This window comes from Bradyrhizobium sp. NBAIM01, assembly GCF_020194115.1.
GTDB classification, from domain to species: Bacteria; Pseudomonadota; Alphaproteobacteria; order Rhizobiales; family Xanthobacteraceae; genus Bradyrhizobium; species Bradyrhizobium yuanmingense.
Genome location: NZ_JADYVU010000001.1, coordinates 531,678 through 555,153, shown reverse-complemented (window position 1 = coordinate 555,153; position 23,476 = coordinate 531,678). Strand labels below are relative to the sequence as shown.

Annotated in this window: 17 protein-coding genes; 14 read left to right on the top strand and 3 right to left on the bottom strand. The window is 66.3% G+C overall.

Annotated elements, in window-relative coordinates; translation table 11 throughout:
* Positions 1–58 precede the first annotated feature (58 nt).
* The 11 genes from murC to I6F31_RS02485 all read left to right on the top strand — a co-directional run bounded on the left by murC (position 59) and on the right by I6F31_RS02485 (position 16,315).
* The gene (murC, locus tag I6F31_RS02535; protein ID WP_225184626.1) at positions 59–1,462 is read left to right on the top strand and encodes a UDP-N-acetylmuramate--L-alanine ligase; all 1,404 of its coding nucleotides are present in this window, start codon (positions 59–61) and stop codon (positions 1,460–1,462) included.
* 4 nt (positions 1,463–1,466) lie between these two features.
* Positions 1,467–2,387, top strand: a complete 921-nt coding sequence (gene murB / locus I6F31_RS02530) for a UDP-N-acetylmuramate dehydrogenase (protein ID WP_225146939.1) — start codon at positions 1,467–1,469, stop codon at positions 2,385–2,387.
* A gap of 144 nt (positions 2,388–2,531) precedes the next feature.
* Positions 2,532–3,518, top strand: a complete 987-nt coding sequence (locus tag I6F31_RS02525; protein WP_225185123.1) for a D-alanine--D-alanine ligase — start codon at positions 2,532–2,534, stop codon at positions 3,516–3,518.
* 350 nt (positions 3,519–3,868) lie between these two features.
* The gene (locus tag I6F31_RS02520; protein WP_057026921.1) at positions 3,869–4,897 is read left to right on the top strand and encodes a cell division protein FtsQ/DivIB; all 1,029 of its coding nucleotides are present in this window, start codon (positions 3,869–3,871) and stop codon (positions 4,895–4,897) included.
* On the top strand, positions 4,894–6,216 hold the full coding sequence (ftsA, locus tag I6F31_RS02515) for a cell division protein FtsA (RefSeq protein WP_036003557.1): 1,323 nt from the start codon (positions 4,894–4,896) through the stop codon (positions 6,214–6,216). Before I6F31_RS02520 ends, ftsA begins: the two co-directional genes overlap by 4 nt.
* Positions 6,217–6,303: 87 nt before the next feature.
* Complete coding sequence (gene ftsZ, locus I6F31_RS02510; protein ID WP_225184625.1) at positions 6,304–8,091, top strand: cell division protein FtsZ; 1,788 nt, start codon at positions 6,304–6,306, stop codon at positions 8,089–8,091.
* 364 nt (positions 8,092–8,455) lie between these two features.
* A complete protein-coding gene (gene lpxC, locus I6F31_RS02505; RefSeq protein ID WP_109144668.1) occupies positions 8,456–9,418 on the top strand; it encodes a UDP-3-O-acyl-N-acetylglucosamine deacetylase in 963 nt (320 codons plus the stop codon).
* 242 nt (positions 9,419–9,660) lie between these two features.
* A complete protein-coding gene (locus I6F31_RS02500) occupies positions 9,661–10,551 on the top strand; it encodes an outer membrane protein assembly factor BamD (protein ID WP_036003576.1) in 891 nt (296 codons plus the stop codon).
* 13 nt (positions 10,552–10,564) lie between these two features.
* Entirely contained in the window at positions 10,565–12,238 is a 1,674-nt protein-coding gene (recN, locus tag I6F31_RS02495; protein WP_225136872.1) for a DNA repair protein RecN, read from the top strand.
* Positions 12,239–12,402: 164 nt separating this feature from the next.
* Entirely contained in the window at positions 12,403–14,556 is a 2,154-nt protein-coding gene (ligA, locus tag I6F31_RS02490) for an NAD-dependent DNA ligase LigA (protein WP_225184624.1), read from the top strand.
* Between the two features lie 310 nt (positions 14,557–14,866).
* Positions 14,867–16,315 carry a cell wall hydrolase gene (locus I6F31_RS02485; RefSeq protein WP_225184623.1) on the top strand — a complete coding sequence of 483 codons (1,449 nt, stop codon included), beginning with the start codon at positions 14,867–14,869 and terminating at the stop codon, positions 16,313–16,315.
* A 107-nt stretch (positions 16,316–16,422) separates the two neighbouring features.
* Here I6F31_RS02485 and nadC read toward each other — a convergent pair whose 3' ends face one another.
* The 3 genes from nadC to nadA are packed head-to-tail and all read right to left on the bottom strand — an operon-like array spanning position 16,423 to position 20,034.
* Positions 16,423–17,301 carry a carboxylating nicotinate-nucleotide diphosphorylase gene (gene nadC / locus I6F31_RS02480; protein ID WP_036028328.1) on the bottom strand — a complete coding sequence of 293 codons (879 nt, stop codon included), beginning with the start codon at positions 17,299–17,301 and terminating at the stop codon, positions 16,423–16,425.
* A gap of 10 nt (positions 17,302–17,311) precedes the next feature.
* Positions 17,312–18,916 carry an L-aspartate oxidase gene (locus tag I6F31_RS02475; RefSeq protein ID WP_225184622.1) on the bottom strand — a complete coding sequence of 535 codons (1,605 nt, stop codon included), beginning with the start codon at positions 18,914–18,916 and terminating at the stop codon, positions 17,312–17,314.
* A gap of 11 nt (positions 18,917–18,927) precedes the next feature.
* Positions 18,928–20,034, bottom strand: coding sequence for a quinolinate synthase NadA (gene nadA, locus I6F31_RS02470; RefSeq protein ID WP_225184621.1), 1,107 nt, complete (start codon positions 20,032–20,034; stop codon positions 18,928–18,930).
* Positions 20,035–20,374: 340 nt separating this feature from the next.
* Here nadA and I6F31_RS02465 point away from each other — a divergent pair, with 340 nt between their 5' ends.
* The 3 genes from I6F31_RS02465 (at position 20,375) to I6F31_RS02455 (ending at position 23,359) form a co-directional block, all read left to right on the top strand.
* Positions 20,375–21,628, top strand: coding sequence for an MFS transporter (locus tag I6F31_RS02465; RefSeq protein ID WP_036028320.1), 1,254 nt, complete (start codon positions 20,375–20,377; stop codon positions 21,626–21,628).
* Positions 21,629–21,670: 42 nt separating this feature from the next.
* The gene (locus I6F31_RS02460) at positions 21,671–22,657 is read left to right on the top strand and encodes an MDR family oxidoreductase (RefSeq protein WP_128263697.1); all 987 of its coding nucleotides are present in this window, start codon (positions 21,671–21,673) and stop codon (positions 22,655–22,657) included.
* Between the two features lie 114 nt (positions 22,658–22,771).
* Positions 22,772–23,359, top strand: a complete 588-nt coding sequence (locus tag I6F31_RS02455) for a hypothetical protein (protein ID WP_128263696.1) — start codon at positions 22,772–22,774, stop codon at positions 23,357–23,359.
* Positions 23,360–23,476 lie beyond the last annotated feature (117 nt).

Genomic DNA, 23,476 nt, shown 5'->3' with positions numbered 1-23,476 from the left:
TGGCGTCGCGGAGTACTGGATCGTCCGCCTTCGCGGACGATGACCCCAAGGAAACCACATGAGACTGCCGCGCGAGATCGGACCCATCCACTTCGTCGGGATCGGCGGGATCGGCATGAGCGGCATCGCCGAGGTGCTGGCCAATCTCGGCTATGCCGTGCAGGGCTCGGACGCCGCCGACAATTACAATCTCGACCGTCTGCGCAAGAAGGGCGCGAAAGTCTCGGTCGGCCACAAGGCCGAGAATATCGACGGCGCCGAGGTCGTGGTCGTGTCTTCCGCGATCAAGCGCGACAATCCGGAACTGATGGCGGCGCGCGAGAGGCGCATTCCCGTGGTGCGCCGCGCCGAGATGCTGGCCGAGCTGATGCGGTTGAAGAGCTGCGTCGCCATCGCCGGCACCCACGGCAAGACCACCACGACGACGATGGTCGCCACGCTGCTCGACGCCGGCGGGCTCGATCCGACCGTGATCAACGGCGGCATCATCAACGCCTACGGCTCCAACGCGCGGCTTGGCGCCGGCGACTGGATGGTGGTCGAGGCCGACGAGAGCGACGGCACGTTCCTGAAGCTGCCGACCGATGTCGCGATCGTCACCAATGTCGACCCCGAGCATCTCGACCACTTCAAGACTTTCGAGGCCGTGCAGGACGCCTTCCGCCATTTCGTCGAGAACCTGCCGTTCTACGGCTTTGCCGTGATGTGCATCGATCATCCCGTGGTGCAGAGCCTCGTCGGCGGGATCGAGGACCGCCGCATCATCACCTATGGCGAGAATCCGCAGGCCGATGCGCGGCTGGTCGATCTCACCGCCGGCGGTGGCGGCTCGAAGTTCAAGGTCGTGATCCGCGACCGCAAGAACGGCACCACGCACGAGATCGCCGATCTCGCGCTGCCCATGCCGGGCCGGCACAATGCCTCGAACGCGACGGCGGCGATCGCGGTCGCGCACGAGCTCGGCGTGTCTGACGAGGCGATCCGCAAGGCGCTGGCCGGCTTCGGCGGCGTCAAGCGCCGCTTCACCAAGACCGGCGAGTGGAACGGCGTCACCGTGATCGATGATTACGGCCATCACCCCGTGGAGATCGCAGCCGTGCTGAAGGCCGCGCGCGATTCCTACACCGGCAAGGTGATCGCGGTGGTGCAGCCGCATCGCTACACTCGCCTGCAATCGCTGTTCGAGGAGTTCTGCACCTGCTTCAACGATGCCGATGCGGTCGTCGTCGCCGATGTCTATGCCGCCGGCGAAGCGCCGATCGAAGGCATCGACCGCGACCATTTCGTCGCCGGCCTGCGCGCCCACGGCCATCGCGAGGTGATCCCGCTGCCCAATGCCGGCGAACTAGCCAAAATCGTTCATGGCATCGCCAAGAGGGGCGATCTCGTTGTGTGTCTCGGCGCCGGCAACATCACGCAATGGGCGTATGCGCTGCCGGACCAGTTGAAGGCGCTGGGGTAGCGCGGTGGGATTTCCCGACATCACCCCTTCACTCAAAGCCGCGATGCCCGAGCTTCGCGGGCGGCTGTTGGCGAACCAGTCGCTGGCCGAGCTCACCTGGTTTCGCGTCGGCGGTCCCGCGCAGGTGCTGTTCACGCCGGCGGACGAGGACGATCTCGCTTACTTCCTGGCGCATCTCGCCTCCGCCATTCCCGTCTACGTCATCGGGGTCGGCTCCAATCTGATCGTGCGCGACGGCGGCATTGCCGGCGTCGTCATTCGTCTCGCGCCGCGCGCCTTCGGCGAGGCGACTGCGAGCGGCGACATCGTCACCGCCGGCACGGCTGCGCTCGACAAGCGCGTGGCCGAAGTTGCGGCCTCCGCCAATATCAGCGGGCTCGAATTCTATTTCGGCATTCCCGGCACGATCGGTGGTGCGTTGCGCATGAATGCCGGCGCCAATGGCGACGAGACCAAGGACGTGCTGATCGAGGCGAGGGGCATCGGGCGCGACGGCACCAAGCACGTCTTCTCCAACGCCGAGATGAAGTTCGTCTACCGCTCCAGCGGCGTCGATCCCTCCATCATCTTCACCTCCGCGCGCTTTCGCGGCGAGATCAGGGACGCGGAGGCGATCCGCGCGCGCATGGCGGAGGTGCAGAGCCATCGCGAGACCGCGCAGCCGATCCGCGAGAAAACCGGCGGCTCGACCTTCAAGAATCCGCCCGGCCATTCCGCCTGGAAGCTGATCGACGCCGCCGGCTGCCGCGGCCTGCGCGTCGGCGGCGCGCAGGTCTCGGAGATGCACTGCAACTTCCTGATCAACACGGGCGAGGCCACCGCGCACGACATCGAGACGCTGGGCGAGACGGTACGTGCACGCGTGAAGGCGAATTCCGGAATCGAGCTACACTGGGAAATCAAGCGGATCGGGGTTTCCAATTGAGCGTCATTCCGGGGCGCGACGAAGTCGCGAGCTATGGTGCGCAATTGCGCAGCCGAGAATCCATACTCACGATCGTGGTTATGGATTCCGGGCCTGCGCCTTTCGGCGCATCCCGGAATGACGATACACATGGGTGACAGGAACATGCGCATCACCATCCTCTTCGGCGGCTCCAACCGCGAGCGTCTCGTCTCGGTTGCCACAGCCCAGGCGCTGCATCAGGCGCTGCCCGAGGCTGACCTCTGGTGGTGGGACGTCGAGGACAAGGTGCACGTCGTGCAGTCGAAGCAGCTGCTCGAGCATGCCCGCCCGTTCGAGGACGAATTCAAGCCGGGCACGCGCGGCGTCCCGCTCGCGCAGGCGCTCGACCGGGCCAAGGCTGAGGATCGCGTGCTGGTGCTCGGCCTGCACGGCGGGCGTGCCGAGAACGGCGAATTGCAGGTGATGTGCGAGGCGCGCGGCGTGCCCTTCACCGGCTCGGGCTCGGCGTCGTCGCATCTGGCCTTCGACAAGATCGCAGCCAAGCGCTTCGCCGCGCTCGGCGGCGTGACGCCGCCGGAAAATCTTGCGCTCGATGATATCGACGAGGCTTTCGCCGAGTATGGAAGGCTGATCGCAAAGCCCGCGCGCGACGGGTCGAGCTACGGCCTGATCTTCGTCAATGCCAAGCAGGACCTCGTCGCTGTCCGCAACGCAGCGAAGCATGAAGAGTACGTCATCGAGCCCTACATCGCCGGTGTGGAGGCGACCTGCGGCGTGCTGGAGCGCACCGACGGCTCGATCATCTCGCTGCCGCCGATCGAGATCATTCCGGGCGAGGGCAATTTCGACTACGCGGCGAAATATCTTCTGAAGTCGACCCAGGAGATCTGCCCCGGCCGCTTCGCACCCGAGATCACCGCCGCGCTCGAGGCGCAGGCGATGCTGGCCCATCGCGCAATGTCCTGCACCGGCTATTCCCGTTCTGACTTCATTGTCTCGGACAAGGGCCTCGTCTATCTCGAGACCAACACGCTGCCCGGGCTGACCAAGTCCTCGCTCTACCCCAAGGCGCTGAAAGCCGAAGGCATCGAATTCGTCGACTTCCTGCGCGGCTTGGTCGAGCTCGCCTGCCAGCGCGTGCGGAAATAGTCAGGACTGGTTAACGGCCGGACCGGCGAAACGGGCCGGTTTGGTGGCCAAAACCGGTAAAATGCCGGACATCGCGGCGCAAATGCCTCACAGCGCGAGGCAAAATGCGCAGGTCGTTAACGAATTTTACCTTTTGTTTACCAGGACGTCCGAAGGTTAACGCTGGCGGCGCATATGGCGCTTTGGCTGCCGGCGCGTGAGCTGTCGCGGGTGATGTCACCTCCAGCGAACGCTTTGAAGGGGAGAGGTTTTCTTCTGCTGAAGACCAGCACCCGGCCCGGCAAGTCCGAGACGTCATGTTCGCCAGGATCCGCGCGATGTCGCGGGCAAACTGTTGACGAGCTCGTGCAATGGATGGTGCAGGACGCCTCACCCGATCGGTTTTGAGATCGCTGAGGCCTCAAGCTGACCTGAAGGCGGCCGCTATCGGAGCGGTCGTGCTTCTGCGCGAGTGGGTGCAGGACAGGCACGAAGCGGCGCGCGCTGCCGCCAGGGACAAGGCCAAAGCCAAAGCCCAGGCCAAGGCCGCCGTCGAACGCGAGCCGCCGCCGCGCCTGGTCGCGCTGGTCGAGCGCTATCTGCCGCGCCGGGTCGGCCTCAGCATGACCGTGCTGCTGTTGATCGGCAGCTGCGGCTTCGGCATCGTCAAGGGCGGCCACCTCCAGGATTTCGTCACCGCGGTCAGCGATGCCCGCAATGCGCTGGCCAATTCCGCCGGCTTCCGCATCACCTCCGTCGTCATCAACGGCCGCAAGCAGCTGACCCAGGACGAGATCCTCGCGATCGGCGGCGTCAGCGGCCGCTCCTCGCTGCTGTTCCTCGATGCCGAGGCGGTGCGCGACAAGCTCAAGGCCAATCCCTGGATCGCGGATGCGACCGTGCTGAAGCTCTATCCGGGCCAGCTCATGATCGAGCTCACCGAGCGCAAGGCGTTCGCGCTGTGGCAGGAGGCCGGCCGGCTCTCCGTCATCGCCGACGACGGCGCCGTGCTCGAGCCCTATGTTTCGCGCCGCTTCCTGTCGCTGCCGCTCGTGGTCGGCAAGGGCGCCGAGACCCAGGCGCGCGATTTCCTGGCGCTGCTGGCGCGCTATCCGCAGGTCCATTCGGTGACGAAGGCCGCGATCTACGTCGGCGAGCGGCGCTGGAACCTGCGGCTCAAGGACGGTCTCGACATCCGCCTGCCCGAGCAGGACGTCGGCAACGCGCTTGCGATGCTGTCGAAGCTCGACAAGGAGGACAGGCTCTTTTCGCGCGACATCGTCGCCGTCGACATGCGCCTGCCGGACCGGCTGGTGGTGCAGCTCTCCGAGGACGCCGCCAAGGCGCGCGAGGAGCTGTTCAAGGACAAGAAGAAAAAGAAGGCCGGGGATTCCGCATGACCGGTCTCGATCGCACCCAGACGCCGAAGACGCGCCCGATGCCGCACAAGCGCGGCGGCATCGTCGCCTGCCTCGACATCGGCACCAGCAAGATCGCCTGCATGATCGCGCGGCTGAAGCCCTCGCCGCCGAGCGATGCGCTGCGCGGCCGCACCCATGCGGTGGAATTGATCGGCTACAGCCAGATCCAGGCGCGCGGCATGAAGGCCGGCGCGGTGATCGATCTCGGCGAATGCGAGCAGGCGGTGCGCCAGGCCGTCGGGCTTGCGGAGAAGATGGCCAAGGTGCGGGTCGAGTCCGTGCTGTTGTCGGTCTCCGGCGGCCGGCTCGCCGGCCAACTGGTCGAGGCTGCCGCCGACATTCGTGGCGGCGCCGTGACGCCGGCCGATGTCAGCCGCGTCACCTCCACCGGCATGCGCCACGCCACCGGCGAAGGCCGCACCGTGCTGCACGCCCTGCCGGTCGGCTACACGCTCGACGGTGTCAAAGGCATCCGCGATCCCCGCGGCATGGTCGCGCACCAATTCGGCGTCGACATGAACGTCGTCACCTGCGACGCCACCGTGGCGCGGAACCTGATGCTGGCGGTGGAGCGCTGCCACATCAATGTCGAAGCCATGGCAGCGAGCCCCTATGTGGCCGGACTCTCGGTGCTGACCGACGACGAGGCCGATCTCGGCGCCGCTGTCGTCGAAATGGGCGCCGGCACCACCACGATTGCCGTTTATTCGGGCGGCCGCTTCGTGCATGCGGCGGGTTTTGCGGTCGGCGGGCAACACATCACGATGGATCTTGCGCGCGGACTCTCGGCGACCATTGCCGATGCCGAGCGAATCAAGACCTTATACGGCACCGTCATCACCGGCGGATCGGACTCGCGTGAGCTGATGTCTGTGCCGACAGCCGGTGACGAGCAGGATCTGCCGCAGATCGTCTCCCGCGCCACCATCGCGAACATCGTCAAGCACCGTGCCGAGGAAGTCTTCGAAATGGTTCGGGACAAGCTGAAGGATTCGCCCTTCGCCGCAGAGCCGAACGGCCGCGTCGTGCTCTCGGGCGGGGCCTCGCAGCTGACCGGCCTCGTCGATCTCGGCACCCGGATTCTCGGCCGGCCCGTGCGGGTCGGTCGTCCGCTCGGTTTCGGCCGGCTTCCCAACGAGGCGAAGAACGCCGCGTTCGCGGTGCCGGCCGGACTTCTGGTCTACCCGCAATATGTTCACCTCGAACATGTCGAACCGCGGCATACGCGGCAGCAGATCAAGACAGGGACCGGCGGATATTTCGGAAAGGTCGGACGATGGCTACGCGAGGGCTTCTGATGACCGCTTTCCGCAATCTTCGATTTTCACCAACTCCCGCGGCCACCGGCCGGGGCGAACCCACGCGCGCGTGATCGAGAGGCAACCATGACCATCAGCATCAATGTTCCTGATATTCACGAACTGAAGCCCCGGATCACCGTGTTCGGCGTCGGCGGCGCCGGCGGCAACGCCGTCAACAACATGATCACGGCGGGCCTGCAGGGCGTCGACTTCGTGGTCGCCAACACCGACGCGCAGGCGCTGACGATGTCGAAGGCGCAGCGCATCGTGCAGATGGGCACGGCCGTCACGCAAGGCCTCGGCGCCGGCTCGCAGCCGAACGTCGGCGCCGCGGCCGCGGAAGAGGTGATCGACGAGCTGCGCGACCATCTCTCGGGCGCCAACATGGTGTTCGTCACCGCCGGCATGGGCGGCGGCACCGGCACGGGTGCAGCTCCCGTCATCGCCAAGACCGCGCGCGACATGGGCATCCTCACCGTCGGCGTGGTGACCAAGCCGTTCCACTTCGAGGGCCAGCGCCGCATGCGCACGGCCGAAGCCGGCATCTCCGAGCTGCACAAGGTCGTGGACACGCTCCTGATCATCCCGAACCAGAACCTGTTCCGGGTCGCCAACGAGAAGACCACCTTCGCCGACGCCTTCGCGATGGCCGACCAGGTGCTCTATTCGGGCGTCGCCTGCATCACCGACCTGATGGTCAAGGAAGGCCTGATCAACCTCGACTTCGCCGACGTCCGCGCCGTCATGCGCGAGATGGGCAAGGCGATGATGGGCACCGGCGAAGCCTCCGGCGACAAGCGCGCGCTGACCGCCGCGGAAGCCGCGATCGCCAACCCGCTGATCGACGACTCGTCGATGAAGGGCGCCAAGGGCCTCCTCATCTCCATCACCGGCGGCAAGGACCTCACTTTGTTCGAGGTCGACGAGGCCGCGACCCGCATCCGCGAGGAAGTCGACCAGGACGCCAACATCATCGTCGGCGCCACCTTCGACGAAGCGCTCGACGGTCTGATCCGCGTCTCGGTGGTCGCCACCGGTATCGAGCAGGCCGCGATCGCCCGCAACAGCCAGGCCACCTCCGCGCCCGTCGCCAACCCGGCACCGCAGATGCAGCAGGCTGCCGCCCCGGCCGCCGCCGCCGAGAGCCGTCTCGCCGACCTGACCGCCCGGCTGCGTGCCGACAACCAGCGTCTGGCCGAGCGCGCTCAGAAGCTGGAAGCCCAGCCCCCGGCCGCCGCGCCGGCTCCGGCTGCCGCCGCGCCCCGTCCGAACGTCGAGCGTGCTGCGCTCGCCGCGATCGCCGCTGCCGTTTCCGAGGTGCCGCAGCCGCCCGCGCCACAGACCTATGGCGACGTCACCGTGCGCCCGATCGCGCAGAAGCCGACCCTGTTCCCGGAGGCCGACATGGCCCCGGTCGCGGTGCAGGAGCCGATGACGCCTGATACCTTCATCCCGCCGCAGGCCGAGCGTCCGGCCCGCGCGCCGCGCATGCCGCGAATCGAGGAGCTGCCGATGCCGGCGCAAGCCGAGATTCGGCAGGCCCGCGGCGAGGCTGAGGAGGAGACCCCGCAGAAGACCCGCCTGTCGCTGCTGCAGCGCCTCGCCAATGTCGGCCTCGGCCGTCGCGACGAGGAAAGCGAGCCACCGGTCGCGGCCCGCACCGCCGGTCCCGCCATGCCGCCGCTGCCCGAGCGCCGGCCGCAGAAGACCGTGGCGCAGCAGATCGCGTCCAACGAGCCGGTATCAGAGTATGCCCGCCGTCCCCCGCCGCAGGGTCTGGACGTCCATGGCCGCCCCGCGCCTGTTGCGCCGGCGCCACAGGGTGACGACCATCTTGATATCCCGGCCTTCCTGCGGCGGCAGGCGACCTGAGGATTGTTACAATAAGGCAGACGAAAAAAGGTCCCGGCGAGGAGCTCGCCGGGACCTTTCCTTTTGTCCCGGGCATGTCCGGATTGAGCAGCCAAACAACTGATTTTAAATGATTAATTACGGCTTCGGTGGTTCAGTAGAACTGCCGATAGCGGTCCCGAAACCCGGCGCAATTTGGTTAAGCCTTGGCGCGAATACGGCAGGTTTGGGGTAACAATCGGTAAAAAAGCGTGAGTTGGCGCTGTTTGAGGCTGCAACTATGGTTTGCCGTGACTTGGGGATACGGAGATTCGGTAGCGTCGGCTCTGGCCGGCCAAGCAGGTCTCGTATAAGTCGCAGTGGGTCTTAGTGGGGCGGGTTCCTGATGAAATTTAGCCGGCAAACAACGCTTCGTGCGCAAGCCTCTGTGGCAGGCGTGGGCGTTCATTCCGGTCTTCCCGTCACTCTCACGCTTGGGCCTGCGCCTGTCGACGCGGGTTTTATTTTTGTCCGGACCGGACTTGAGGGAAGTGACCGCGAAGTTCAGGCCACCGCCGAGCAAGTGATTGCGACTGACTTTGCCACGGTCCTCGGCGACCGCAACGGTCCGCTGGTGTCCACTGCCGAGCATGTGCTTGCTGCACTGCGGGGAATGGGTGTCGACAACGCCACCATCGAGATCGACGGTCCCGAAGTCCCGATCATGGACGGCAGCGCCGCCGCCTTCATCGCGGCAATCGACCAGGCCGGCATCGTCACCCAGCCGGCGCAGCGCCGTTTCATCCAGGTTCTGAAGCCGATCTCGGTCAAGATCGGCGACTCCTTCGGCGAGGTCAGGCCCCACACCAACGGGTTCCGCGTCGAGGTCGAGATCGATTTCACCAATCCCGTCATCGGCCAGCAGGCTTACGCCTTCGACCTCAATCCGGAAGGTTTCCGCCGTGAAGTCGGCCGGGCCCGGACCTTCGGCCTGATGTGCGACGTCGCGCGGCTCTGGAGCGCCGGCTATGCCCTCGGCGCCTCCTTCGACAACACCGTCGTGTTCGACGACGAGCGGCTGCTCAACACCGAGGGCCTGCGCTACGCCGATGAATGCGCCCGTCACAAGGTGCTGGACGTGATCGGCGACCTTTCGCTGGCCGGCCTGCCGCTGCTTGGCGCCTACCGCTCGGTGCGTGGCGGTCATAAGCTCAACCACGCCGTCTTGACGGCGCTGCTCGCCGACCGGACCGCCTGGCGGGTGGTCGAGGGCGAGGCTGCCCGCCGCACCACGCGTGCCGTGGGCGAGGTCGGTCGTGGCATCGTCGGCGGCCGGGTCGCTGCGGCCTTCGGACCGGATGTGTCCTGACGCGGCCTGCCGCCTTCGGAACGTGGCTGGCGGCCCCCGGGAAACTCCTGGTAACCATGATCGGCTAGCATTGCGGCAGGTTCGCCTTAATCCGGGCGAAATGCCTCCCTATCCGGTTCGTTAACGATCGTTTTCGGATACATCGGCGTGGTCGCGTGGCAGGCACCACGGTTACATTTCGCGCCCATGAGGGGTTCGTGGGCTGGCGGACACCGCATCACAGGGCGTCAGGGCTTAAACTCATGTCGGCACAGCGTATGACGCGCGGATTTTTCTCGGTCTCGTCGCGAGCCCGCGGGCTGATTCAGGCCGTCACCTTCATCGTTCTTGCGCTGCCGCTCGCCGGATGCGGCACGGGCGCGCTCTGGGACAAGTTCACCGCCAAGGATGACACCTTCGTCGAGGAGCCCGCAGACAAGATCTACAATGAGGGCCTGTACCTCATGAACGAGAAGAAGGACATGAAGGCGGCGAACAAGAAGTTCGAAGAGGTCGACCGTCAGCATCCTTATTCCGACTGGGCCCGCAAATCGCTGCTGATGTCGGCCTATGCGTCCTATCAGGGCGGCGATTATGACGGCTGCATCGGTGCCGCCACCCGCTACGTCACGCTGCATCCCGGCAGCCCGGATGCGGCCTATGCGCAATACCTGATCGCCGCCTCCCATTACGACCAGATCCCGGACATCAGCCGCGACCAGACCCGCACCGAAAAGGCGATCGCTGCGCTGGAAGAGGTGGTGCGCAAATATCCGAACTCGGAATATGCGACCTCGGCCAAGGCCAAGATCGAGGGCGCGCGCGACCAGCTCGCCGGCAAGGAAATGAATGTCGGCCGCTACTACGCCCAGAAGCGCGACTACACGGCCGCCATCAATCGTTACAAGACCGTGGTGACGCAGTACCAGACCACTCGCCATGTCGAGGAGGCGCTGTTCCGGCTCACCGAGGCCTATATGGCGATCGGCATCGTTGGCGAAGCGCAGACCGCGGCGGCGGTGCTTGGGCACAATTTTCCTGACAGCCGCTGGTACAAGGACGCCTATAATCTTGTAAAATCCGGCGGTCTCGAGCCGAGCGAGAATCAGGGGTCCTGGATCAGCCGGACCTTCAAGAAGATGGGTCTCGGCTAGGAAATTTGGTTCCATGCTGGCGCGTCTGTCGATCCGTGACATCGTCCTGATCGAACGGCTCGATATCGAATTCGCCTCCGGCCTCGCGGTTTTGACCGGCGAGACCGGTGCGGGCAAATCCATCCTGCTCGATGCCTTTGCGCTGGCGCTCGGCGGCCGCGGCGACGCCGGCCTCGTGCGTCACGGCGCGGAGCAGGGGCAGGTCACGGCCGTGTTCGATGTCCCGAAGAATCACCCTGCGACGAAGATACTGGCCGAGAATGGCCTCGACGACACCGGCGAGATGATTCTCCGGCGCGTGCAGCTCGCCGACGGCCGCACCCGCGCCTTCATCAACGACCAATCGATCAGCGTGCAGACGCTGAAGGCGGTCGGCACCGCCCTGGTCGAGATCCACGGCCAGCACGACGAGCGCGCGCTGGTCGATGCCGCCACCCACCGCCGCCTGCTCGACGCTTTTGCCGGCCTCGAGAAGGACGTCGCGGCCGTCGAAGCGCTCTGGGATGCGCGCCGCACCGCCAACACCGCGCTGGAGGAGCATCGCGCCGCCATGGAGCGCGCGGCGCGCGAGGCCGATTATCTGCGCCACGCCTCCGACGAGCTGAAGCAGCTCGCGCCCAAGGACGGCGAGGAAACCGCATTGGCCTCCCGCCGCACCACCATGATGCAGGGCGAGAAGATCGCCTCCGACCTGCGCGAGGCGCAGGAGGCGGTCGGCGGCAATCATTCGCCGGTTGCCGCGCTCTCGGCGGCGGTGCGCCGGCTGGAGCGCCGCGGCGTCAACTCGCCGGCGCTGGTCGAGCCCGCGGTAAAGGCAATCGACGCGGCGATCAACGCGCTGGAGGAGGCCGATCAGCATCTCCAGGCGGCGCTGGCCGCAACTGATTTCGATCCGGCCGAGCTCGAGCGCATCGAGGAACGGCTTTTTGCTTTGCGTGCGGCGTCTCGCAAATATTCGACCCCGGTTGACGGCCTCGCCGCGCTGGCCGCCAAATACGCCGCCGACGTCGTCCTGATCGATGCCGGCGCCTCGCGCTTGAAGAATCTGGAGCAGGCCGCGATCGAGGCGGACAGCCGCTATGCGGCGGCCGCCAAGAAGCTGTCGCTGGCGCGGCAGAAGTCGGCCGAGAAGCTCAACAAGGCGGTCAATGCCGAGCTTGCCCCGCTCAAGCTCGAACGCGCGAGGTTCATGACCCAGGTTGAGACCGACGAGGCTGCGCCCGGGCCGCAAGGTTTCGATCGCGTCGAGTTCTGGGTGCAGACCAATCCGGGCACCAGACCGGGGCCCTTGATGAAGGTCGCTTCCGGCGGCGAGCTGTCGCGCTTCCTGCTCGCGCTCAAGGTCGTGCTGTCCGACCGCGGCTCGGCGCCGACGCTCGTCTTCGACGAGATCGACACCGGCGTCGGCGGCGCGGTCGCGGACGCCATCGGCGGGCGCCTGGCGCGGCTTGCCGGCAAGGTCCAGGTCATGGCCGTGACCCACGCCCCGCAGGTCGCCGCCCGCGCCGACCAGCACCTGCTCATCTCCAAGGACGCCCTCGACAAGGGCAAGCGCGTCGCCACCCGCGTCAATGCGCTCGCCGCCGACCACCGCCGCGAGGAGATCGCCCGCATGCTCGCCGGCGCCGAGATCACGGCCGAGGCGAGGGCTGCGGCGGAACGGCTGCTCAAGGCGGCGACGGCTTAGGCTTGTGTCCCGGACGCGCGTAGCGCGAGCCGGGACCCAGAATGCCTGCCGCGACATGGGCCCCGGCTCTGCAGCGCACCGCTGAAGGAGCGCTGCGCTGCGTCCGGGGCACGAGATTTCCACAAGCCTTTACCCTCCCGCCCGCTCCGTCGTATCCAAGCGCCATGGCCAGAGCAGCAAAATCCAAAGCAACACCGCTACGCGACGTCGTCGAGCTCACCAAGGCGCAGGCCAAGGTCGAGCATAAGCGGCTCGCCCTCGAGATCGAGGGGCACAACGAGCGCTACTATCAGGAGGACGCGCCCACCGTCACCGACGCCGAATATGACGCGCTGCGCCAGCGCCTCAACGCGATCGAGGCGCGTTTTCCCGAGTTCGTCACCGCGGACTCGCCCTCGCAGAAGATCGGCGCCGCGCCGTCAGGACGCTTCAAGAAAGTCCCGCATGCCGTGCCCATGCTGTCGCTGGACAACGCCTTTGCGGAGGAGGACGTGCGCGACTTCGTCGGCCGCATCGTCCGCTTCCTGAAGCTCGACGACGACAAGATCGGCTTCTCCGCCGAGCCGAAGATCGACGGCCTCTCGATGTCGCTGCGCTACGAGGGTGGCGAGCTCGTCACCGCCGCGACGCGCGGCGACGGTGCGGTTGGCGAGGACGTCACCGCCAACATCCGTACGCTCGAAGACGTGCCGCAGAAGCTGAAGGGCCGCAACATCCCCGACATCTGCGAGGTGCGCGGCGAAGTCTACATGACCAAGAAGGCGTTCCTGGCGCTCAACGAACGGCAGAAGGCGGCAGGCGACACCATCTTCGCCAATCCGCGCAATTCGGCCGCGGGCTCGCTCCGCCAGAAGGACCCGACCATCACCGCCTCCCGTCCCCTCGGCTTCTTCGCCTATGCCTGGGGGCAGATGAGCGCGATGCCGGAAGACACGCAGAGCGGCATGATCGGCTGGTTCGAGCGCTGCGGTTTCAAGACCAATCCGCTCACCAAGCTCTGTCACTCGGTCGAGGAACTGCTCGCCTTTCATCATGCGATCGAGGAGCAGCGCGCGCGGCTCGACTACGACATCGACGGCGTCGTCTACAAGATCGACCGCATCGACTGGCAGGAGCGGCTCGGCTTCGTCTCGCGCACGCCGCGCTGGGGTATCGCGCACAAATTCCCGGCCGAGCGCGCCATGACGGTGCTGCGGGACATCGAGATCCAGGTCGGCCGCACCGGCTCGTTCACGCCGGTCGGCAAGCTCGAGCCGGTCGGCGTTGGCGGCGTCATCGTGCAGAACGTCACGCTGCACAACGAGGACTACATCAGGGGCATCGGCAACAAGGGCGAGGTGCTGCGCGAGGGGCGCGACATCAGGATCGGTGACACCGTGGTGATTCAGCGCGCCGGCGACGTCATCCCGCAGGTGGTCGACGTCGTCTTCGACAAGCGGCCGAAGAGCGCCAGGGAATTCCACTTCCCGAAGAAGTGCCCGTGTCCGCTGCACACCGACGTCGTGCGCGAGGAGACGGCGACGGGCGAGGAGGGCTCGCGCGCCCGCTGCACCGGCGAGTTCGCCTGTCCCTACCAGAAGATCGAGCATCTGAAGCTGTTCGTGTCGCGGCGGGCCTTCGACATCGACGGCCTCGGCGAGAAGCAGCTCCAGTACTTCTTCGACGAGGGCTGGGTGAAGGAGCCCGCCGACATCTTCACGCTGGAGAAGCGCAATTCGAAACTCAAGCTCGAGGAGATCGAAGGCTACGGCGCGACCTCCGTGCGCAACCTGTTCGGCGCCATCGAGAGCCGGCGCAGAATCGCGCTGGAGCGCTTCATCTTCGCGCTCGGCATGCGCCATGTCGGCGAGACCACGGCGCTGGCGCTGGCGCGCGGCTACGGCTCGTGGGACGCCTTCCATGATGCCTGCCTCAAGGTTGCCAAGGGCGACGAGGAGGCGATCGCGGACATGGACGCGCTCGACCAGATCGGCGACACCGTGATCAAGAGCATCGCCGATTATTTCGGCGAGAGTCACAATCGCGGCATTGTCGAACGCCTGACCAAGGAGGTCGAGATCGTCGACGCCGAGAAGCCGAAGAGCAATTCGGCCGTCGCCGGCAAGACCGTGGTGTTCACGGGCTCGCTGGAGAAGATGACACGGGATGAAGCCAAGGCGACAGCCGAGCGGCTCGGGGCCAAGGTGTCGGGCTCGGTTTCGAAAAAGACCGATCTCGTCGTCGCGGGCCCCGGCGCCGGCTCGAAGCTCGCGGACGCCAACAAGCACGGCGTCAAGGTGCTGACCGAAGACGAGTGGTTGAAGCTGATCGCTGAGTGAGGGGCGCGTTGGCCCCTCGCAACCGTCGTCATCGCACAGGCGCTCCCCCAACAGCTTCCCGTGATGGTACGCGGGGGCGCAAGAGTTCCTTCACCATTCGCGTTGACCCGATGTTTACCGCTTCACGTGAGGCCGCATTTACCAATGCGCGACGTCGCCCCGTGAAAACACCTGCATTCGCTTGAGTGTGCCGCCTGCGCAACGCCGATTAACGCCCCGGCAACCTAAATTAGATACTCACAATAAAGATCGAATTGCACGGATGTACTGAGTTCGATCGAACCAGCGTAAGCGTAGCGTGAGCGTATCGATGTCTGTGTTGCGTAACCATCCGAAGGGCGCGCGGTTCGCGTCCTTCGGCATCGGTCTCTGCATCTTCGCATTGATGCCGAGAGAGACCGGCTATCAGGACATTGCCTCGTTGCTGGCGCGCCAACCCGGCGTCGCCGAGCGGTGGCAGAAGCAGGTGTTCTCCGCTGCGTCCTCGATCCAGCTTGCCACCTACAGTTTTTCCCGCCCCATCGGCACCTCGGTTCCGCAGAGCGCGATGGTTCGGCTCGCGAGCCTCGACGGCGGCGACGTCACCGGCGCGATACGCCGCAATCCGGCGCTTCAGGCACCGCCGCGCTACCACGCATCCGACTTTCCCAAGGTCGATCGCGCCCTGAAGGGCGATCGCCTCGCAATCGTCCCGCCGACTCAGTCGCCTGAGACGGCCGCGCCGGCTGCAGCACCGGCCAAGGAAGATCCCGCGACCTCGAACAGCTCGGTGTTCGGCGCCAAGACCGCCGCATTGCCGCCGGCGATGTCGCCGGAATCCGCGGCCCCGCTCGATCCCGAGCTGCAGGAGGCGATGCGCGCGCCGCCGCTGCCGCAATATTCCAATCCGCCGCAGGCGAGCGAGGCTGCGCGCGCGTTCGCGGTGCAGCCGCTGGAAGCGCTGAAGCGCGCCACGGCGCCGGCTGTTCCCGCGCGCGATCCTTTCAGCGTCAAGACATCGAGCCTGTTCTTCGGCAGCTCCTCGCTGGGCGGCCAGATCGAGACCATCGAGAGCTGGCAGCCCGGCGCCGAGCCGCTGATCGTGATGCCCGACCCCGACATGAAGGTGACGGCCTCGCTGACCCCGCCGACGGCGGAGATCGCCAAGGACATCGAGAGCGGCGAGAGCGTCGCGCCGAAGGGCGAGGTCAACGCCGACAACCAGCGCGGCAAGTCGCCGGCGGAGCGACTCGCGCTCGACGACAAGTCGCGCGCCAAGTCCGAGAAGTGTCTTGCCGAAGCCGTCTATTTCGAGGCCCGCGGCGAAGCCGTGCGCGGCCAGATTGCGGTGGCGCAAGTGGTGATGAACCGCGTCTTCTCCGGCAAATATCCCGACACCGTGTGCGGCGCGGTCTACCAGAACAAGCACCGTCACCTGGCCTGCCAGTTCACCTTCGCCTGCGACAACAATGCCGACGTGATCCGCGAGCCCGAAATGTGGGAGCGCGCCAAGAAGATCTCCAAGGCGATGCTCGACGGACAGATCTGGCTGCCCGAGGTCGGCAAGTCCACGCATTACCATGCCTATTGGGTCCGCCCGTCCTGGGTCGCCGAGATGAAGAAGCTGTACAAGACCGGCGTGCACACCTTCTATCGGCCGCGCAATTGGGGCGACGGCAGCGAGTTGCCGAGCTGGGGCACGCCGGCGCAAACCGCCGCGCTCTCCGCCGCGCTCGCGCAGGAAGCCAAGAGCTCCGCGGAGTTGGGCGAGCGGCGGTAGCGCCTACAAGTGATCGTCATGCCCGGGCTTGTCCCGGGCATCCACGTTCTTCGTAACGCATGACGTTGATGGCCGGGACAAGCCCGGCCATGACGCGAGAGGTGCCATCACGCCTCGATGTCCAGCGCACAATCGAAATTCGGCGCAGAATGCGTCAGGGCGCCGGCCGACGCATAGTCGACGCCGGTGGCCGCGATGGCGGCGATCGTGTCCAGCGTGACGCCGCCGGACGCCTCCAGCGCGACGCGGCCCGCGTTGAGCCTCACCGCCTCGCGCAGCGTCGCAAGGTCCATATTATCGAGCAGCACCGCATCGGCCATCCCGCTCTCGAGCACCTCGCGCAGCTGCGCCAGCGTGTCGACCTCGATCTCGATCTTGACGAGATGGCCGGCATGGGCGCGGGCGCGCTCCAGCACCGGGCGGATGCCGCCGGCCACCGCAATGTGGTTGTCCTTGATCAGGATCGCATCGTCGAGCCCGAAGCGGTGGTTGAAGCCGCCGCCGCAGCGCACCGCGTATTTCTCCAGCGCCCGCAATCCCGGCGTGGTCTTGCGCGTGCAGCAGATGCGCATCCTGGTGCCTTCGGTGCGGGCGACATAGTCCGCGGCGAGCGTGGCGATGCCCGACAGCCGGCCGACGAAGTTCAGCGCGGTGCGCTCCGCCGTGAGAATGGCGCGCGCCGGGCCCGAGATCGTCAGCACGTGCTGGCCGCGCGCAACCCGCGCGGCATCGCGGACATGTGCGCGCACCTCGATCTCGGGCGAAAGCTTCTGCAAGGTCGCGAGCGCCAGCGGCAATCCGGCGATCACGCCGGACTGGCGCGCGACCAGGATGGTTTGCGCGCGCGTCGCCTCCGGGATCGTCGCCAGCGAGGTGATGTCGCCGGCGCGGCCGAGATCCTCGTCGAGCGCGCGCTCAACGGCCGCCTCGATCGCGAGCGGCGAGAGGAAGGCATCGGGATAGAGCAGTGAGGTCGGGGTGATCATGGGGCCTCCTTCAGGCGATCATGGATTGCGCAAGGCGTGGCCGCGGGCGCTCGTCGAGGCTCTCCGCGACCTCGCGCGCCGCGGCGAGTGTGGTCATCGTTCTCTGCGCCAGCGCTGGGTTCTCGGCCGGATGATCGGAACGGCAATGCGCACCGCGGCTTTCGCGCCGCGTCCAGGCCGCAGCGGCGACGAGCAGGGCCGAAATCGCCATGTTGCCGAGGACGCTGCGTCCGGCCTCGCGCTCGAGCCTGACGAAATGGCGCACGGCTTGCGCAAGCCCATCACCGTCGCGGATCACGCCGACATGCGCGCTCATCATTGCGCGCAGCCGCTTCACCTCCGCAGCATCCGGCGTGCCGGCGCGTGGTGTCACCAAAGACTCGGGAAGGCGTGCCGGCGGGGGCACGGTGCGGCCGGCGATGTCGTCGGCAATGCGGGCGGCATAGACGACGGCTTCGAGCAGGGAATTCGAGGCAAGCCGGTTGGCGCCATGCGCGCCCGTGGAGGAGACTTCTCCGGCGGCCCAGAGACCGTCGATCGAGCTGCGACCGCGCGCGTCCACCGCGATGCCGCCCATGTGGTAATGCGCGGCCGTCGCGATCGGAATCGGCTGCGCCGCGGGATCGATGCCGGCAGCGATGCAGCTCGCATGCACGGTCGGAAAACTCGTCGCGAAACGCGCGCCCAGCGCCTGTCGCGCATCGAGGAAGGCGCCGCGCCCGGCCGCGATCTCGGCGAACACGCCGCGGGCCACGATATCGCGGGGCGCGAGCTCCGCGAGCGGGTGGCGGGCGCTCATGAAGCGCTCGCCGTTGCCATTGATCAGCGTTGCACCTTCGCCGCGCAGGGCTTCGGTGGCGAGCGGTGCCGGGTCGCGGCCGACCATGATGGCGGTCGGGTGGAACTGCACGAATTCAGGATCGGCAATCACGGCGCCGGCGCGGGCGGCGATCGCAAGGCCCGAGCCGCTCGCTTCCGACGGGTTGGTGGTGACGGCGTAGAGATGGCCGAGCCCACCTGTCGCAAGCACGACCGCGCGTGAGGCGAGCACGAGCGGCCGTGCCGCAGGATTGCCGGCCTCGCGCAATTGAAGCCCAGTGACCGCGCCGTCCTCGGTCAGCAGTGCTTCGGCGACGAACCCTTCCATCAGGCGGATTGAGGGCGTGCGGCGCACGGCCTCGCTCAAGGCCGCGATGATCGCGGCGCCGGCGCCATCGCCGCGCACATGCACGATGCGGCGCGCCGAATGCGCAGCTTCGCGTCCGACGGCGATCTTGCCGTCGAGATCGCGATCGAACGGAACGCCATAGGCGAGAAGATCGTGGATGCGCGGCGCCGCCTCGCGCGCGATCCCGAGCGCGACGGCTGCATCGACGAGGCCGCCGCCGACCGCGACGGTATCGGCAGCGTGTGCCTCCGGCGTATCGCCTTCGGCCATTGCTGCGGCGATGCCGCCTTGCGCCCACGCCGAGGACGCGCCGTGCCCGAGCGGGGCCGCAGAGATCAAGGTCACTGGCCGCGGCGCGAGCTTGAGCGCGCAGAACAGTCCGGCAAGGCCGCCGCCGACGATGACGACGTTGTCGGTGCTGGCGAGGTCGTGGATGTCGTGTTGCATGTTACTCGCCCTCAATTTCTCAGATTGATCATGCGCTCGACCGAGTGCCGCGCGCGTTCCGCGAGCGCGGGGTCGATCGTCACCTCCTCGCGAAGCGTCAGCAGGCTTTCCAGGATGTTGGCGAGCGTGATGCGCTTCATGTGCGGGCAGAGATTGCAGGGGCGAAGCATCTCCACGTCGGGCAGCTCGGCCCGGACATTATCGGCCATCGAGCATTCCGTGATCATGACGAGCCGCCGCGGCCGCTTTGCCCGCACCCAGTTGATCATGTGCGCGGTCGAACCGGTGAAGTCGGCTTCCGCCAGCACGTCCGGCGGGCATTCCGGATGCGCGATGATCTGCACGGACGGATCGGCCTCGCGAAAGCTCCGCAGCTCCTCGCCCGTGAAGCGCTCATGCACCTCACAGGCGCCTTTCCAGGCGATGATCTTCACGTCGGTCTTCGACGCCACGTAAGTGGCGAGGTATCGGTCGGGCAGGAAGATCACGGTCGGGGCGTTCAGGCTCTCGACCACCTGCACCGCGTTCGAGGACGTGCAGCAGATGTCGACCTCGGCCTTCACCTCCGCCGAGGTGTTGACATAGGCAACAACAGGCACGCCGGGGAATTTCTCCCGCAGCAGCCGCACGTCCGCACCGGTGACGCTGGCGGCGAGCGAGCAGCCCGCGCGCGAATCCGGGATCAAGACGGTCTTGTCCGGATTGAGCAGCTTCGAGGTCTCCGCCATGAAGTGCACGCCGCATTGGACGATGATGCCGGCCTTCACCTTGGTGGCTTCGACCGCGAGCTGGAGCGAGTCGCCGCCGATATCGGCGACGCAGTGGAAGATCTCCGGGGCCTGGTAGTTGTGAGCGAGAATGACCGCGCCCCGCGCGCGCTTGAGCTCGTTGATCGCGTGAATCGTCGGCGCCATCAGCGGCCATTCGATCGACGGGATCACGTGCTTGACGCGGTCATAGAGCGGCGCAGTGGCGCGTTCGACCGCCGGCGTCCATTCCAGGGAGGGTATCAGCCAGGTCGGTCCCGGACGCACCGGCGCGGCGCGCGGGGAGGCGGTGGGTTGGCCTTGCGGCCGGTTGGCAAAGTCGTCGGGACCGTAAATTCCAGTGATCGGCATTGAAGCCTCCCAAGTGCTGCCATTAGGTGTGGCGGTTATGCTCAGTTTGAGAATATAGTGGGCCCGAGAAAACCGGCCGAGCAGGCCGGACAGAAGCCATATATACTCAATATGAGTAAATCAGGCATAGCACGCACGCGCGAGTATCGCTAGGGCCTGCCGCACACATTCCCGTCACCGCGCACCTGTCAGGCGAGGTCGGATTGAAACGCAATGCTCCCGCGTCAGCTCTTCGTGAAATGCAATCGTTTTTGCCTTGGGATTTTCATGCATATGCATTAAACGGGCTGTCCCGCGGCTGCTGATTTGCGGCTCCGCCAAGGACAAGACGAGGACAACCATGTCGACACAGATCGGCGAGCTCGCTCCGGCCTCGCGTTCCTCCAACTGGCGTACCCCGGCCGTCATCATCCTCTGCGGTTGTGCCATCGGCATGCTCGGTTTCGGTCCGCGCTCGGCGCTCGGCTTCTTCGTGCAGCCGATGAGTCACGAATTCAGCTGGGGCCGTGACGTGTTCGGCCTCGCCATCGCCGTGCAGAATCTGTTGTGGGGACTGGGCCAGCCGTTCGCCGGTGCGGTCGCGGATCGCTTCGGCCTGTTCCGGGTGATGTGCGTCGGCGCGCTGCTCTATGCTGGCGGCCTGCTCTTGATGCGCTATTCCTCGACGCCGCTGTCGCTCAACATCGGCGCCGGGGTGATGATCGGCTTTGGTCTGGCTGGCTGCTCGTTCAACCTGGTGCTGTCGGCCTTCACCAAGCTCTTGCCCGCGGAGAAGCGCGGCATCGCGCTCGGCGCCGGCACGGCCGCGGGTTCGTTCGGACAGTTCCTGTTCGCACCGATCGGCGTCGCCTTGATCGACAATTTCGGCTGGCAGCAGGCGCTCTCCGTGTTCGGTTTCCTGATGCTGCTGATCATCCCGCTGTCGCTGGCGCTCTCGACGCCGCCGGTGACAAGCGTGAACAGCGCAACGCCCGCGGATGACCAGACCATCACCAAGGCGCTTGCCGAAGCTTTCGGTCATCGCTCCTACGTGCTCCTGGTGCTGGGCTTCTTCACCTGCGGCTTTCAGCTCGCCTTCATCACCGTGCATCTGCCGGCGTTCCTGGTCGATCGCGGTATCACCGCACAAACCGGCGGCTGGGTGATCGCGGCGATCGGCCTGTTCAACATCATCGGATCGCTCAGCGTGGGGTATCTCCAGAACTACCTTCCTAAGCGCTACATCCTCTCGGCCATCTACTTCACGCGCGCGCTGGCGATCCTCGCTTTCATCTCGTTCCCGATCACGCCGTTCTCGGCGATCGCGTTCGGTGCAATCTCCGGCCTGACCTGGCTGTCGACGGTGCCGCCGACCTCGGCGCTGGTGGCGCTGATGTTCGGAACGCGCTGGCTCGCGACGCTCTACGGCTTTGCCTTCGTCAGCCATCAGGTAGGTGGCTTCCTGGGCGTCTGGCTCGGCGGCATCGTGTTCGAGAAGTTCGGATCCTACACGCCGATCTGGTGGCTCTCGATCCTGTTCGGCGTGCTCTCGGCGCTGATCAATCTTCCGATCGTGGAAAAACCCGTTCAGCGGGCGGTTGCGCAGCCCGCCTGATCGGCTAAACATCCCCGACAAACAAAGTCAGGGAGTTCAGTCGTGGCCACATTCAAGGCTGTCAGGATCGACAAGGCGGACAAGGGCACCACCGCGCAGCTCGCGCAGTTCGACGAAACCGAGCTGATGGAGGGCGACGTCACCGTCCGCGTCGAATGGTCGACGCTGAACTACAAGGACGGCCTTGCGCTCACCGGCAAGGCGCCGGTGGTGCGCCGCTTCCCGATGATCGCCGGCATCGATTTCGCCGGCACGGTCGAAGCCTCCTCGCATCCACAGTGGAAGGCGGGCGACAAGGTCGTTTGCACCGGCTGGGGCATGGGCGAGACCCATCTCGGCGCCTATGCCGAGAAGGCGCGGGTGAAGGGCGACTGGCTGGTCGCTCTTCCGCAAGGGCTATCGGCGCGCGATGCCATGGCGATCGGCACCGCCGGCTTCACCGCGATGCTCTCGGTGCTGGCGCTGGAGAAGCACGGCATCTCGCCGAAGAGCGGCCCGGTCGTGGTGACGGGCGCTGCCGGCGGCGTCGGCTCGGTCGCGATCGCCGTGCTCTCGAAGCTCGGCTACCACGTCATCGCTTCGACCGGCCGGGCCTCCGAGGCCGACTACCTGAAGCAGCTGGGGGCTGCCGAGATCATCGATCGCAATGAATTGTCGGCCCCGGCAAAACCCCTCGCCAAGGAGCGCTGGGCCGGCGGCGTCGACAGCGTCGGCTCGACCACCCTCGCCAACCTGCTTTCGATGACGAAATATGGCGGCGCGATCGCGGCCTGCGGCCTGGCCGCCGGCATGGACCTGCCGTCCTCGGTGGCGCCGTTTATTTTGCGCGGAGTGTGCCTTCTCGGCATCGATTCGGTGATGTGCCCAATCGAGCCCCGGAAGGCCGCCTGGCAGCGCTTGGCCTCCGACCTGGACCGAACAAAACTCTCTGAAATTACTGAGGAAATTTCGCTCGACGAGGTTCAGGGCTGGGGCGCGAAAATCCTCGCCGGCCAGGTTCGCGGCCGCGTCGTGGTAAAAATTGTCTGACGGCGTTCAGACTTTACCAACCAAGCTGCTTCAATCTCGCCATGGTTCGTATGGTAAGCAGCGGGTAAAGAGATAAAGGCATCGCCCGCTGCGGGGGTTGGTTCGGAGTTGAGCATGCTTGCGCGTATTGTGTTGGGGGCTGTCACGGCGGCAGCGACGTTTGCGCCGGCCATCGCTGGAAGCATGAACGCCGACGAGGCGCGCCGCTTCGTGGCCGGCAAGGTGTTCGCCTTCACCTGTTTCGACGGCACCCGCGGTGCAGGCCGCATCCTCGACGATCTCGGCGCCGCCGGTGCGGTGCAATTCTCGGGCTCGGGCCCGGTCAAGCACCTCCGACTTCCCGGCAATACGCTCCAGATCCGCGGCCAGAATGTTTGCGCCTCGATCAAGGGCATTCCGTTCGAGCCCTGTTTCAACCTCGAAAAGACCGACGATCGCAGCTTCCGCGGCTCGGTGTCGGGCATGGGCTTCGCCTATTGCGACTTCCGTCACCAGGGCGGCAACCAAATGCTGATGGCGCGCGCTGCAGCGCGGCCGCGCTCGCTGCACCGACCGGAGCACACCGGTACGGTCGCCGCGTCGAACACCGAGGTTGCCGCGCGCGTCGAGACGCCGCGTGTCGAGGGCAGCCGGCTCGAGCCGGTGAAGTCCGAGCCGGCGAAGAACGAGGGACCGCTGGAGCTGCGCCGCTCCACGCAGTGAGCTCGCCTGCGCGAGACAACCCGCGCCATTGATCGTCGAAGGCATCATCGAACATCAAGCCGCCTGCGCCGTAGTCATACGGACGGCGGCTTTCATGCCTTGGTAGCTGTTCGGGCC